Origin of the sequence: Actinoplanes sp. NPDC026623 (genome assembly GCF_040638275.1) — a bacterium.
In the GTDB taxonomy this organism is placed as follows: domain Bacteria; phylum Actinomycetota; class Actinomycetes; order Mycobacteriales; family Micromonosporaceae; genus Actinoplanes.
The window spans coordinates 1-14,212 of sequence record NZ_JBEZXZ010000221.1; the positions used below are offsets into that span (position 1 = coordinate 1).

Consider the following 14,212-nt stretch of genomic DNA (forward strand, 5'->3'; position numbering starts at 1 on the left):
TTTTTTTTTTTTTTTTGTTTGTTTTGTTTTTTTTTTGTTTTTGGCTGTGTGGTGGGGGGCGTGGGGGGGGGGGCGGTTGCCCCCCCCCCCCCCTCACAAAAACCCCGTCCCCGCCCGCCGGAATCCCGGCGGCCGTCTCCTCCTGCCCGTGGTCGTTCAGGCGGCACGCTTAGCGGCCGGGTACAGCGCGAAGCGCAGCACCTGCGACACGTCCACGGCCCCGCCCATCGCCAGGAATCCGGCGCGGTTGGGGTGCAGGTGGTCACCCGGGCCACCGACGCTGCTGTTGGTGTCGTACGCCGGCAGCAGGTGCCCCGGATTGGCCGGGTCCTCCGTCACCGCGGAGAAGTCGGCCACCCCGTCGAACTCCCCGCTGGTGCGGATGAAGTTGATGATCGCGCGGCGCTCGGCATCGGTCTCGGGCGTGCCGTACAGGCCGAACTCGGTGCCCGCGGACGGCGTCAGCGTGGCGCCAATGATCTTGATGCCGCGTGCGTGCACCCGGCGGATGATCTCCTGGTAGCCGGCAATCACCTGTTCCGCGGTGCCGCCACCGCCACCCAGGTCGTTGATGCCCTCCAGCATGATGACGACCCGCACGCCGGGCCGGTTCAGGACATCGCGGTCCAGCCGGTCGAGGGCGGGCGGACCGTCGCAGGGCGTGCAGCCGCCGGCAGGGCGCCCGATCCGGGTGACCATGTTGCCGCCGATCGCCTCCGTGACGACGGAGACGGCGCGTTTGCCCGCCCGGCGCTCGTCCAGCCGGCGCTGCAGGACGTCGGGCCACCGGTCCCGGCCGTTCAGCGTGGAGAAGAAGCCGTCGGTGATGGAATCGCCGAAGGCCACGACCGTGGCGGCGTCACGTTGCTGAACCTCGACCGCGGAGACGAAGAACCACGACGTGGTGGAGTGCGGGAATGCCGTGTCGGCGACGTCCGCGGTGCGGTCGCCGGCGTTCGGGGCGGACAGGTACGACGTGGTGAACGCGGCCGCGTGCCAGGTCATCGGCCCGCTGTCACCGGCGACGAACAGGCTCACCGCGAGGCGCTGCGACTGCGCGTCGGTGACCTTGACGGACACCGGGTCGCTCAGGGTGGTCCGGCCGGCCGGGACGGTGACCGCCCGCCGGCCGGCGAAGCTGAGCACACGATTGGTGCCCGGCGCGACGTTTCCGCCGGTGCGCTGCAGGCCAACGTAGGCCCGGCCGAAGGTCACCGGCCGGGTGCCGAACTCGTTGGTCAACCGCACGCGCCAGCTCGTGCCCGCGACGCTGGGCTGCACGATCATGCGTAGCGTCTGGTTGTGCGCCTGGCCGTCCGGGAAGGCGGCGGTCAGCAGCGGTGCCGTGTTGCCGGGGCCGGCCGGCCCGACCGGGCCGGGCTGACCGACCGAGTATCCGACCGGATAGACGCCTTGAGCGGACCCGGTCCACCCGTCGGCCCAGGCGTGCGATGATCCGGTCGCGGCCGCGACGGGTTCCTGCGCCACGGCGACCGCGGGCGTGAGAAGCACCAACGCGAAGGCCGCGATGGCGGCTCGGCTCGGACGTGTGACTCGCATGTCGCTCCTTTGCGAACGTGGAGTTTGCGGCTGCGCATGCACGCCGAGGTGCGTTGGTCGCGGCGCGGCGCACGCGCGCTCGGCCGGGCCCGTACCCGGGTGCCGGTGCGGATGTTTGTCGGGCCTCGTCAGGCGATGATTCGACTAGCCATCGATCACCATCGTTACCACATGAGCCAAACGCCGATCAACGTCATCGACCCGTCTTTCCGCCCGGCGAAACAACCACCTGCTTCGGCGGACTCACCGGTTCGTGCCGCCTGAGCGGCGCGGGGAAACACGGGCCGCGACGTGATCTGCGTCGGCTTCCCGGCATACTCCCTCCCGCGGCGCCTCCACGCACGGATCGTCAGCGGATGCTGAACCGGTCGTTCAGCGAGGCGTCGAAGGATCCGCCGACGCTGATCCGGTACGTGCCTTCGGCGGTGGTCCATCGGCCGGTCCGGGCGTTCCAGTACTGCACAGGTGCAGGTCGGCGAGGTCGGCCGTGGGAACGACCATGTCGACGGTCCGCGCATGCCCGGGGGCCAGCGTGACGTTCCGCCAGGCGAGCAGCCGCTTGGACGGCTCACCGGCCGAGCGGGCAGCTCGACGTACGCCTGCGCCGTCTCCGTGCCGGTCCGCTTTCCGGTGTTGGTCAGCCGGAAACGGATCCGCAGGTCTCTGCCGCCCGTCGTGACCGACGGGGTGACCTGCGGCCGGTCGTACCGGAAGGTGGTGTAGGTGAGGCCGTGACCGAACGGGACCAGCGGCTCGATGTCCTGCGCCGCATACCACCGGTAGCCGACCTGCAGCCCCTCCTTGTATTCGACGTGGCGCGGCTCGTCGCTGCCGGGCGGTCGGACGACCGACCCGTCGGCGAACGTGCCGGGGTACCGCTCCGGGTCGCCGGCCGTCGGCAGTTCGGCCTCGGAGCGGGGGAAGGTGTGTGCGAGCTTGCCGCTCGCCGCGGTGTCGCCCCACAGCAATGCCGCGACGGCCGGGCCGACCTGCTCCCCGGCGTACCAGGCCTCCAGGACCGCCCGGACCGAGTCGATCCACGGCATGACGACCGGGCCCCCGGTCTGTAACACGACCACCGTGGCGGGGTTGGCTGCTGCCACCGCGCTGATCAGGGCGTCGCCGTTGCCGTCCAGTGAGCTGTCCGGCCGGCTCGTGGCCCATCGCGACGCCCTTGTCGTACGCGAGCGAGGTGTCCCAGGACGACGACAGCGACACGTTCGGCGGGTATACGGTGACGCCCGGACCGGCCCCGGCGATGGCCGACGGCGCGTCGGTGTACTGGATCGTAGGGGTGCACGGGACCTGCGGCGGCATCGGCACGCACCTCCGGCGGCCGGATCGGCGCCGGTCACGGTGGCGGTCAGCCCACCGTCGTCGCGCAGCCGGCTCGATCTACCCTCCCAACGGGCGCAGGCGCGGACTGGCGGTGCCGACGCCGTCGGCGACGGCCCGGCGTGTCGCCACAACGGTGAGTCGTGCGTCGTGGCGAGGATGCCAGCCCAGTTCGGTACGGGCCCGGGTGCAATCCAGCAGCGGACTGTCGACCAGCAGATCGACCCAGGAGGAGTCCAGCGGTTGGAGCCGCATCCGCCAGGTCGCGCCGACCAGCCGCCGAAGGGCCCGACGGGACACCGGCAGATGTCGTCCGCCGAGGAGCCTCGCCAGCATCTCCGCGGTCAGCACCGGCTCGTCGGCCACGTTGAACCCTCCCGTGGCGCGGGCGAGAACCGCCCGGCCCACCAGATCGGCGACATCCTCGGCGGCGACCACCTGGGTCACGGCTTGCGGCGGCAACGGCAGCACCAGCGCCCTGCCCCGCACGACGCGGGCAAGCGGTGCCGACCTTCCCAAGGCCATACGGACCAGCTCACCGGCCGCGGCGGGCTGCAGGACCGCAGGTGGCCTGATCCGCACCACGCGCAGGCCCGGGTGTTCGGCCTCGGCGCGGTCGAGCAGGTCCTCTACCGCGACCTTGTCCCGGCTGTATGCGGATCCGGGAATGCCGCGGCGTTGCCATTCCTCGGACACCGCCGCGTCCGTGGTACGCGGAGAGTAGACGGCGGCGGAGGACAGGTGCACCAGTTGCGGTACCCGGGTTCGTAGGGCGGCGGCCAGGACGTGCCCGGAGCCGGCCCGGTTGATGCGCCGCTGCGTGCGCCGGTCGTGGTCGCCCACGATGTGCCAGGCGAGATGTACGACCGCGTCAGCTCCGCCGAACGCCTCGGCCAGTTCACCGTCCGCACCGGGACACGCCACATCGATCTCTCGCCACCCGACCCGGTCGTAGGGCTGCCCCGCATCCGCCGGCGGCGCCCTGCGCGCGATGCCGATGGCCTCATCGACCTCGGGCCGCACGGCGAGCCACCGCAACAGCGCGGTCCCGATGTTGCCACTAGCGCCCGTCACCACCACCCGCACACCTCACGCATTCCCCCGGTCGCCGGGTCTACACGGTTTCTCGGCCGATCAGCGGCGGCAGGTCGAGGGTGTCACCACGGGGTCCGGGCCTCGGCCCCGCGTGGTCCAGGCGGCTACCTCGGACAGCACGGTACGCATGTCGCCGGTGCGCTCGAAGACCCGGCGCTGGCGGTCCGCGCCGGGCAGACGCCGGCGACCCGGACCTCGACGGTGGGTAGGCGGCCGACGGCCTGGCGTACCAGAGGACCGTCGTCGCATCCGGCGGGGTCGATCATGAATGGGGGATTCGAAATGATCAGATCGAAGCGACCGCCGACCCCGTCGAGCAGGTCGCTGTGGCTGACCCGCACGCCGCCGGTGCCGCGGTAAGCCAGCTCATGACAGACGAACAGAGTCAGATGAAGATCGTCGTCATCGTCGAAGACCGGGGCGACGGGAAGCGCGGTGCCCTCCCCGCTGACCGCGTCGATCAGGGCCGCCTACACCCGCCCGCGAGCGGGATGAAGTTTCATGTTCGGTGACTTCCCGGTAGATCCTCAAGTAAACAATGTTTCCAGCCGCCGATCACCGCACCCGTGCGTCGGTCACCCGGTGGTCGACATCCCGTCCGGGCACCCTCCTGCGGAGGTGAATCCGCCAGGGGGACACAACCCGGACGGCGGAGGACAACTTCACCTGGTGCAGGGTCACGATCCCGACCGGCACGCCACCTCGGCAGACCGGCAACCGGTCCAGACCGTGGCTGCGCATCATCTCGAACGCCGTCAGGATCAGGTCGTCCGGATGCACCGCCATCGATCCGTCGGGGACGATCTCGCGCAGCGTCGGTGGATGGCCGTCGGCCGCGCTTACCCGTCGCAGGGCCTCGGGATAGGTCAGGATGCCGGCCGGTCGGCCGGGTCCGATGACCACGGTCGAGCGCACACCCGTCCGGCGCATGACGTCGGCAGCCTCGGTCACCGGGGTGCCGTCGGGCAGGCACAGCAGCGCCGTGGACATGACATCACGAACGAAACACCTCATCGGGGACTCCCCTCCTTCGGTCGCGTGAAGATTTACCCGTATTCCCCGCTTTTGCCTTCCCACACCCGCGGGATGGGGTGAACGCCGCCGACCGGCGGTGCGCGGTCCGCCCGCGCAGCGGGCGACGGAGCGTGGGCCATCTGCCCGGGTAGTCCAACGACGCGCCGTTACGAACACATGGAGGCATCGATGTTCAAGCACGTGGACTATTTGCAGTTCCAGGCCAAGCCGGAGAAGCCGGGCGCCCTGCTCGCAGCGAAGATGCAGGAGCTCGTCGGCGGGCAGTTCGGCGAGATGACCGTGATGATGCTGCAGTACCTCTGGCAGGGCTGGTCTTGCCGGGTCCCAGCCAAGTACAAGGACATGATCATGGACATCGCGACCGAGGAGATCGGTCACGTCGAGATGCTCACGACCATGCTGGCCCGACTGTGGAGGGTGCACCGGGCGAGGCGACCGAGAAGGCGGCCGCCGCCCATCCCCTCCTGGCCGCCGTTATCGGCGGGATGAACCCGCAGCACGCGATCGTCACCGGTGGCGGCGCCCTGCCGAGGGACGCGGCCGGGGTGCCCTGGAACACCGGCTACATCGTCGCCAGCGGCAATCTACTGTCTGGCTTCCGGTCTAATGTGGCCGCCGAGGCGCAGAGCCGGCTGATGACGAGTCGCGTATACAACATGACCGACGACCGCGGGGTCAAGGACATGCTGCAGTTCAACCTCGCACGTGACACCTGGCACCAGCAGCAGTGGCTGCTCGGCATCGAGCAGCTCATCGATGACGGCTTCACCGAGAACGGCATCGAGGACTCCAACGCCCAGGACGAGAACCAGGACGCCAACCACACCTTCTACAGCTTCGACCCGGCGAGCACCGCCGGGGAGGGCCGTTGGGCACACGGTCCGACCCTGGCCGGGACGAACGAGATCGTGTACGTGCCCGATGCGCAGCCGCTGACCGACGACAAGCCACTCGGCCCGGCCCCCGACCCGAAGCTGTTCGTCAGCTACGCGGGCGCCATGGGCAAGGGAAAGCCCGGTACCGGAGCCGGCGCCCACGTGCAGGGCGTGTCGAACGTCGTCAACAAGATCAAGGGTGCGCTCGACTGAGCCGGCTGTTCCGGCCCGATCCGGTTGAGGAGAAGCAATGAAAGGCAAGACAGTGGTGGCCGTGCTGGGAACAGCCGAGGCGGTCGAGGTGAAACTCCGGCCGGCCCCCGGCGGCCGGGGCACCGAGATCCACGCGCGGGTGACGCATGGGGCTGTCAGCGATGCCGACCTCCGCCGTGCCCTGCGGATCAGCCGGTCGCTGCTGGAGGTTGGGGTACGTCCTACGACCGGGCAGACCGACGACGACGCCCACGATACTCAACCGGGCCCTGCGGACCACCACCCGGCACGGACGCGAGGAGGGCATGTTGTGAAGGCATTGCAGTGGCAGGGCGTGAACAAGCTCGCGGTCGGTCAGGTCCCGGACCCGGAGATCCGCAACGCCGGCGACGTCATCGTGAAGGTCAACCGGACGGTGACCTGCGGCTCCGATCTGCACCTGCTGGGCGGCTACATCCCCTTCATGGAGAGGGGCGACGTGCTCGGCCCCGAGTTCGTCGGTGAGGTGATCGAGGTGGGTTCGGACGTCCGGCGGCACCGGGTCGGCGACCGGGTGGTGGTGTCGTCGTTCATCGCCTGCGGCAGGTGCTGGTTCTGTGAGCAGCAGCTCTATTCCTTGTGCGACAACGGAAACACCAATCCCGCGATCACCGAGACGCTGTGGGGCCACGCACCCGGCGGCTGCTTCGGCTACTCGCACGCGATGGGTGGCAACCCGGGAAGTCACGCCGAATACGTGCGAGTTCCGTTCGCAGACGTCGGTGCGTTCACCGTGCCGGACACCGTCACGGACGAGCGCGCGTTGTTCGCCTCCGATTCCGCGTCGACCGGCTGGATGGGCGCGGACCTCGGCGGCGTCAAACCGGGTGACGTTGTGGCTGTCTGGGGCGCCGGCGCTGTCGGGCAGATGGCTGCCCGGGCGGCCGTACTGCTGGGCGCCGACCGGGTCGTCGTCATCGACCGCTACGACAACCGGCTGCACCAGGCCGAGAAGCACGCCGGCGCCGAGATCCTAAACAAGGCCCTGACCGTCCGGGGCGCGCAGATGCACGGCCAGCGCTACATCCCGATGCTGCTCGACCGGATGGCCCGCGGCGAACTCGTCACCGAGTATCTGGCCACCCACGTGCTGCCTCTGGACGACGCGCCCATCGCCGAAGGCCTCGATGGCGGCGACGAGTCGCTGCGGGTCCTGCGCGACCCCGAGGGCAACGAGTTCTGCCTCGTCCAGCGCGGCCCGGGCGAAAGCTGACAACCGCTACGCATCTCTGCGCATGACGAGGGCCCCGGCGTTTTCGCGCCGGGGCCCAGGGTTTCGGGTTAAACACCTTCTACCGACAGGTCAGGATTCCGCGGCGCGCAGCAGGGGTAATCGGCATCAATGATGACCACGACGCGGACGCGGGAGCCGACCTTCTTCGGGCAGCCGCGCGTGCTCGCCAACCTGTTCGGGGTCGAACTGTGTGAGCGGTTCTCCTTCTACGGCATGCAGCTGTCCGGGCTCTTCGCCGCGCTGTGGATGCGCCTCGGCGACCGCCAGCCGTCGACACCGGTCAAGTTCGCCGCCGGAACCATCATCATGGGTGTCGCATTCCTGCTGTTCCTGCCGTTCGCGGGCACCGGCGCCAACAGCGTCCCGCTGCCCGGCCTCGCCGGCATCATCCTCGTCTTCACCATCGTCGAACTCCTACTGTCACCGGTCGGGCTGTCGCTGTCGACGAAGCTGGCCCCGGCAGCCTTCCGCACCCAGATGGTCGCGCTCTTCCTCCTCTCCGTCGCCCTCGGCCCCGCCATGTCGGGCACGCTGGCCCGCTACTACAGCGCCGACCAGGAGGTCGCCTACTTCGGCGTCCTCGGCATCATCGCGATCGCGATCGGCGTACTCCTGTGGCTGATCAGCCGCCCCCTGCAGCGACTCATGGGCGACGTGCGATGACCGCCCGCGATGGCCCGCGCGGGCCATCGCGGCGGGCCGGCGGGGGCCCGCGGTCCAGGTCCTGATCAATCCGTGAACGCAGATTGCGTAACGACGGGAGAGTGCGATGTCCGACTCGGGTGACAGCTCAGCGGCGCAGGCCGGAAAGAGGCAGATTGACGAGACCTACCACTTCACGGCACCCCCGGAGGTGGTCTTCGGAGTGCTGACCGATCCTCACCGGACCTACCGGTGGCTCCCTCGGGGATTCGATGCCGAAACAGGTGATCCGGATCGGATACGGGTACGCGAAGGTTCGCAGGTGTACGAGTTCCAGGTGCAGGTCAGCACCGATCGCCTGCAGCTGCGGTGGCACCCGATGGACGGTTCCGGCCGGGACGGTTCGATCCGGGTCGACGACGCGCCGGCCGGTGGCAGCGTGGTCCACGCGGAAATCGCCGTCACCGGGCCTCCGGAGGAGGAATCCCGGCTCCGCGACCTGCTCAAGGAGAGCATGTGCCACCTACAACGCGACGTCAGCGATAACTTCAATGCCGGCTGAACGTCCATTCAATGATCGACAAAGGGTGCGGGGCATGACAGGAAAACCTGAGGGAATGTGGCTCGACGTGATCAGCGAGGTGCTGGAGCGTTCGCACCTGTTCCAGCCGGACGAGCTTGCGACCGTCCTCGATGCCGAGATGGGAAGGCTCGGCTGCCGAACCCGGATCTTCCTCGCCGACGCGGAACAGCGGGCGCTTCGTATGATCCCGCAGCACGGTGTGCCGACGGTGGAGCCGTTCACAGTCGACGACTCCCTGCCCGGGGAGGTCTTCCGACTGGTACGGATGAGGCCCGCGACCGACGACGAGGATCCGGCCCTCTGGGTGCCGATGGTCAACGGCACGGACCGGATCGGAGTGATCGAGTTCCACTTCGCCGGCTCCGTGGATGTCGCGGACGAGGCGCTGCGGCGGCGGTGCGCGACGGTGGCCGGGCTGATGGGGCATCTGATCACGGTGACCGAGCCCAAGGGCGATCTGCTGTTCCTGCTTCGCCGGGAACGGCCGATGTCCGCCGGCGCGGAACTGCTGGAACAGCTCCTGCCGCCGCTGACGGTGAGCTGCGAGCGCCTGGTGCTCAGCGCTGTGCTGGAGCCTCGGTACGACATCGGCGGCGATGGTTTCGACTACGCTTTCGACGGCCCGATGGTCCGCATGTCGATCTTCGACGGGGTCGGGCGGGGCCTGCGTGCGGGACTCGCGTTCACCGTGGCCGTGGTGGCGATTCGCGCCGCCCGCCGCGCCGGACTCGATCTGTACGGGCAGGCCCGGGCGGCCGACGCCGCGCTACTGGAACAGTTCAGCGACGCCCGGTTCGTGACGGCGATCCTGGCCGAGCTGAACATGGACACCGGCCTGCTCCGCTACGTCAACGCCGGCCATCCGCCCCCGGTGCTCCTGCGCGGCGGCAAAGCCGTACCCGAGCTGCGTGGCGGCCGGCGGCTTCCGCTCGGCCTGGACGACGCCCGGTTCCAGCCCGGTGAGGAGACCCTGGAGCCCGGCGACCGTTTGCTGTTCTATACCGACGGGGTGATCGAGGCCCGTGACGCTGCCGGTGAGATGTTCGGCGTGGACCGGTTGGTCGAGCAGGCGGAGCGGCACGCGGCGGAGGACCTGCCCGCCCCCGAGACCGTCCGCAGGCTGGCACGCGCCGTCGCGAACTTCTATGACGGACCCGCCCGCGACGACACCACCCTGGTGCTCGCCGACTGGTCGGCGTCGGCGAGCCGGCGGACCATCCCGTGAGCCGTCCCAGCCGGCGCGCCCGCCCTACGGCGGAGGTCCCGCGGGGACGTCCTGCGGCGGCAGGGGACGGTTGGCCGGACCTTGGACGACGGTGCCGTCGATGCCGAACCTGGAGCCGTGGCACGGGCACTCCCAAGCCGTCTCCGCGTCGTTGAAGTGCACGATGCAGCCCAGGTGGGTGCAGCGTGCCGACACGGCGTGGATGGTGCCGGTGTCGTCGCGGTAGACCGCGCACCGGCGCCCGCTGACGCGGACGACGGCGCCCGTGCCGGGTTCGATGTCGTAGACCGAGTCCACGTATGAGGGCCGCAACCGGTCGCCCACGAAATGGCCGACGACGCCGGCCTGCAGCTTCAGCAGTGAACCGGCCTCGCGCGCCGGGTTGAGTCGGCGGGGGTCGTACAGGTCGGCCCAGGCCGGTTCCGTGCCGGCGATGGACGCGGCGAGGAGCTGACCGGTCAGTACGCCGGTACTCATGCCCCAACCGCCGAATCCGGTGGCGACGTAGACGTTTTCGGCGCCGGGGTGGAAACGCCCGATGAACGGCACCTGGTCGGTGGTGGTGTTGTCCTGGGTGGCCCAGCGGTAGGCGATCCGCGTGCCGGGAAATCGCTCGAGGGTCCAGGCGACAAGGCGTTCCTCGCGCTCGGTGACGTCGCCGGCGCCGGGCGTGAAGTGTTCACCCGTGACGATGAGCAGACGCTGCCCGTCGTGGTACGGGACGGTACGCACCGACCGGGTGTTCTGTTCTGGGGTGAGATAGATCCCGCCCGGATCACGCTCGGCGGGGATCGCGGCGGCGACGACCAGTTCACGACGTGGTTCCAGACGGGCGAACAACAGCGCCCGGTCGAATACCGGGTAGTGAGTGGCGAGCACCACCTGCCGGGCGGTGATGGTCTGCCCGCCCTCGGTGGTCACCGTGCACGGCTCACCTTCGTGCAATCCGGTCGCCCGGGTCCGCTCGTAGATCTGGCCACCGCGGCTTGTCAGGTCCGCCGCCAGCGCGAGGAGGTACTTGCGGGGGTGGAACTGGGCTTGGTTCTCCACTCGGACGGCGCCGGCGACAGGGAAAGGCAGGCCGGTCTCGGTGACGAACGACGCGGCCAGTCCCGCCTCGGCCGCGGCGTCGGCCTCGGCGCGGATCCGGTCCAGCCGGTCGGGCGACTCCGCCCAGGTGAACGCGGGTACCCGTTCCAGGTCGCAGTCGACGTTCAGCCGCGAAGCCACGGCGGCGACCCGTTCCACCGCTTGTTGCTGCGATTGGGCGTACAGCCGCGCCGCGTCCGGGCCGAAGGACGTGCGAATCTTCGCGTAGACGAGGGTGTGCAGCGCCGACAGTTTCGCCGTGGTGTAGCCCGTGACCCCCGCCGCGATCCGGTCCGCCTCCACCAGCGCGACCCGCCGTCCGGCCTCGGTCAGCTCCCACGCCGTGGACAGTCCGGCGATACCGCCACCGACCACGACCACGTCGACGTCCACGTCACCGGTCAACGCCGGGTAGGCGGTCGTCGGCGTGGATTCCATCCAATAGGACTCGTCCGTACCTGTGATCATGGGTTACCCGTCTTCTCGGAATCCGACCGGCTGATCCGCAGCGGCAGGTCCAGGGTGTCGCCGCGCGCGATCGGCCGGATGCCGGTCAGGCCCTGATGTTCGGCCCGGATCAGGAAGTCGCTCAGGGGCGACTTGAAGACCCGGTAGTCGTCGAAGTGCACCGGGACCGTCAAACCGGGCCGGATCAGGTCGGTGAGCTGAACACCTTGCGAGGCGTCCATGGTCAGGAGCATGCCCAGCAACCGGGTGCCGCCCAGATGTATGAGCATCGCGTCGATCTCGCCGAACCGCCTCGGTATCTCGTCGAGATGGCGGCCGAACAGCGTGTCGCCGGTGATGTAGAGCCGCAGGGCGCGCCGCCCGCCGGCCTCCAGCTCGACGACCGAACCCATCACATCGGGCAGGAGGGCATCGGCCACGCCCGGACCGTGCCGCCCCGGAACGGCCGTGACCCGCAACCGCTGCCCCTGCTTGACCCACTCGTAGCACTCCCAGGTCGGCAACCCGCGCACCGCGACGAATCGCCGCCGCAGTCGGCGTTCCGCCTGCGGCGTCGTGATGATCGGCAGCGTCGGATCCAGCCGGTTTCGGGCGACCCGATCGAAGTGATCGGCGTGCAGATGTGAGAGCAGGACGGCGTCGAGCCCGGCCGGGTCCACGACGTGCATCGCCGGATCCTTGATCCGGCGCGTCCAGGCGCCGTAGCCGAGGTGGACCCGGCCGCCGGCCGGCCCGAAGGCCGGGTCGGTCAGCAGAGTGAAGGAGCCCAGCCGGAGCACGGTGGTGGCATTGCCGACGAAGGTGACACTGCTCTGCATCATGACTCCCCGGATTCGGTCTCCGGGCCCGGGTACCCCGTTCCGGACCCGTTATTCACCGCGGAGCGGCGGACCGGCGCGGAGCCGGTCCTTCCGTCGACCGGGTCGCGGCGACCATGGGCACGGACGAATCCGGCTTCCGTTTGTCGGCGGGCTCGGCGGGCATGCGAAACCCATGGACGATCAGCGCAGCACGCACCTCGACGACACCCTCGGCCTTGGCCTGGGCGGGTACGCCTGGCTGCCGGCGCTGCGCCGGCGCCGCGGACCCGCCACGGCCGTGCACACCCGGCTCCTCGGCCGGCGCACGGTCGGACTGCGCGGCCCTGACGCCGTGTCGTTCTTCTACGACGAGTCCCATGTGCGGCGGCGGACCGCCATCCCGGAGCCGGTGCAGGGCACCCTCTTCGGCCACGGCGCGATCCACACACTCGACGGCGACCGGCATCGCCACCGCAAGGCGATGTTCCTGTCCCTGCTCAAGGACCCGCGCCGGGTCCGCGACCTGGTCGAGCGGGTCGGGCAGGCATGGGACGAGGCGGTGCCCTCCTGGGCCGCCCGCGAGCAGGTGGTGCTCTTCGACGAGGCCGCCCGGATCATCACCCGCGGGGTCTGCGACTGGGCCGCAGTCCCGCTCGATGACGCACACGTGCCCGAGGTGGCGGCCGACCTGACCTCGATGGTCGACGGTTTCGCCACGCTCGGACCACGCCATTGGCGTGCCCGCCGCGCCCGTGGACGCCGGGAGAGGTGGCTGTCCGCACTGATCGGGAAGGTTCGCGCGGGTACGGTCACGCCGCCGGCCGGTTCGGCGCTGGGGGTCGTCGCGCGGTACACCGAGGCCGACGGTGAACCGCTCGACCCGAAGCACGCCGCCGTGGAGATGCTCAACATCATCCGGCCGACGGTGGCGGTGTCCTGGTTCGTCGCGTACCTGGGCCACGCCCTGCATCGGTGGCCGCGGCACCGGTCCCGACTGGCGTCCGGCGACATGGCGTACGCGGTGGCGTTCGCCCACGAGCTCCGCCGCTTCTACCCGTTCGCGCCGTTCGTCGGCGGCGTGGCCGTCAAGGATCTGACCTGGCGGGGCGAGCACATCCCGGCCGGATCGATGGTTCTGCTGGACCTCTATGGACAGGATCACGACGCGGACCTGTGGCCGCGACCGTACGACTTCGAGCCGGAGCGTTTCCTGGGCCGCGAGCCCGACCCGGACGAACTGGTGCCGCAGGGCGGCGGCGACCCCCGGACGGGCCATCGCTGCCCCGGCGAGGACGTCACCGTCGCTCTACTGGCGACCCTCGCGATCCGGATGGCGCGGCTCGACTACGACGTACCCGAACAGGATCTGACGATCTCCCTGCGCCGCATCCCGGCGCTGTCGCGCAGCCGCTTCGTCCTGCGGCTGGTCAGTCCGGCGGACGACGACGACGTGATACCGCCTGACAGGTTTGCTGCTCGCTCTGGCGGGAAGTCGTGGCTGTCCCCACTGGAGGTGAAGGAATCATGACCAGCAGATCACAGTCACGCGATGTCGCAACGGCGCGTCGCCCCGTACAGACGGCGGCCATGGCCGTCGCGATCGTCTTCCTGCTCGTCGGCGTACTCGGCTTCATTCCGGGCGTCACGACGGACTACAGCACCATGACCTTCGCCGGGCATCACTCCGACGCGAAGCTGCTAGGGGTCTTCGAGGTATCCGTGCTGCACAACATCGTGCACCTGCTCTTCGGTCTGGCCGGAATCCTGATGGCCCGCACCGCGGACCGCGCCCGGCTGTACCTGATCGGCGGCGGCGCGGTCTACCTGGTGTTGTGGCTGTACGGCCTGGTCGTCGGCCAGGAGACCGCGGCCAACTTCGTGCCGCTGAACCCGGCCGACGACTGGCTGCACCTCGTGCTCGGAATCGGCATGATCGCCCTCGGCCTGCTCACCACGCGGCGCGCGGCGGACCGGGTCTGACGCACCGGCGGGGGGGGGCGGGGGCGGGGCGGCCCCCCC

General features: G+C 69.9%; 12 protein-coding genes and 1 pseudogene. 7 read left to right on the forward strand and 6 right to left on the reverse strand.

Translation table 11 applies throughout. From position 1 onward, the window contains the following. Positions 1 to 156: 156 nt before the first annotated feature. The 4 genes from AB0F10_RS38550 to AB0F10_RS38565 form a co-directional block, all read right to left on the reverse strand. Positions 157 to 1,560 carry an SGNH/GDSL hydrolase family protein gene (locus AB0F10_RS38550; RefSeq protein WP_360637199.1) on the reverse strand — a complete coding sequence of 468 codons (1,404 nt, stop codon included), beginning with the start codon at positions 1,558 to 1,560 and terminating at the stop codon, positions 157 to 159. A gap of 164 nt (positions 1,561 to 1,724) precedes the next feature. Beyond that, positions 1,725 to 2,663 (reverse strand): glycoside hydrolase family 3 C-terminal domain-containing protein, encoded by a 939-nt coding sequence (locus AB0F10_RS38555; RefSeq protein WP_360637202.1) that lies wholly within the window; start codon positions 2,661 to 2,663, stop codon positions 1,725 to 1,727. A 292-nt stretch (positions 2,664 to 2,955) separates the two neighbouring features. After that, positions 2,956 to 3,969, reverse strand: a complete 1,014-nt coding sequence (locus AB0F10_RS38560) for an NAD-dependent epimerase/dehydratase family protein (RefSeq protein ID WP_360637205.1) — start codon at positions 3,967 to 3,969, stop codon at positions 2,956 to 2,958. Positions 3,970 to 4,545: 576 nt separating this feature from the next. Beyond that, complete coding sequence (locus AB0F10_RS38565) at positions 4,546 to 5,004, reverse strand: CBS domain-containing protein (RefSeq protein ID WP_360637208.1); 459 nt, start codon at positions 5,002 to 5,004, stop codon at positions 4,546 to 4,548. A gap of 189 nt (positions 5,005 to 5,193) precedes the next feature. Here AB0F10_RS38565 and AB0F10_RS38570 point away from each other — a divergent pair. The 5 genes and pseudogenes from AB0F10_RS38570 (at position 5,194) to AB0F10_RS38590 (ending at position 9,836) form a co-directional block, all read left to right on the forward strand. Continuing rightward, a pseudogene (locus tag AB0F10_RS38570) lies at positions 5,194 to 6,113 on the forward strand (manganese catalase family protein). Positions 6,114 to 6,423: 310 nt separating this feature from the next. Next, entirely contained in the window at positions 6,424 to 7,365 is a 942-nt protein-coding gene (locus tag AB0F10_RS38575; protein ID WP_360637211.1) for an alcohol dehydrogenase catalytic domain-containing protein, read from the forward strand. 132 nt (positions 7,366 to 7,497) lie between these two features. Beyond that, the gene (locus tag AB0F10_RS38580; RefSeq protein ID WP_360637214.1) at positions 7,498 to 8,049 is read left to right on the forward strand and encodes a hypothetical protein; all 552 of its coding nucleotides are present in this window, start codon (positions 7,498 to 7,500) and stop codon (positions 8,047 to 8,049) included. Positions 8,050 to 8,350: 301 nt separating this feature from the next. Continuing rightward, entirely contained in the window at positions 8,351 to 8,590 is a 240-nt protein-coding gene (locus AB0F10_RS38585) for a hypothetical protein (protein ID WP_360637217.1), read from the forward strand. A gap of 34 nt (positions 8,591 to 8,624) precedes the next feature. Beyond that, complete coding sequence (locus tag AB0F10_RS38590; protein ID WP_360637220.1) at positions 8,625 to 9,836, forward strand: PP2C family protein-serine/threonine phosphatase; 1,212 nt, start codon at positions 8,625 to 8,627, stop codon at positions 9,834 to 9,836. 24 nt (positions 9,837 to 9,860) lie between these two features. Here AB0F10_RS38590 and AB0F10_RS38595 read toward each other — a convergent pair whose 3' ends face one another. Beyond that, entirely contained in the window at positions 9,861 to 11,393 is a 1,533-nt protein-coding gene (locus AB0F10_RS38595; protein ID WP_360637223.1) for an FAD-dependent oxidoreductase, read from the reverse strand. Further along, a complete protein-coding gene (locus AB0F10_RS38600; protein WP_360637226.1) occupies positions 11,390 to 12,211 on the reverse strand; it encodes an MBL fold metallo-hydrolase in 822 nt (273 codons plus the stop codon). Before AB0F10_RS38600 ends, AB0F10_RS38595 begins: the two co-directional genes overlap by 4 nt. 175 nt (positions 12,212 to 12,386) lie before the next feature. On the opposite strand from AB0F10_RS38600, the gene AB0F10_RS38605 reads away from it, so the two are divergent. Together AB0F10_RS38605 and AB0F10_RS38610 are read left to right on the forward strand one after the other, a co-directional pair. After that, complete coding sequence (locus AB0F10_RS38605) at positions 12,387 to 13,721, forward strand: cytochrome P450 (protein WP_360637230.1); 1,335 nt, start codon at positions 12,387 to 12,389, stop codon at positions 13,719 to 13,721. Between the two features lie 59 nt (positions 13,722 to 13,780). Continuing rightward, positions 13,781 to 14,173 carry a DUF4383 domain-containing protein gene (locus AB0F10_RS38610; protein WP_360637233.1) on the forward strand — a complete coding sequence of 131 codons (393 nt, stop codon included), beginning with the start codon at positions 13,781 to 13,783 and terminating at the stop codon, positions 14,171 to 14,173. Positions 14,174 to 14,212: the final 39 nt, after the last annotated feature.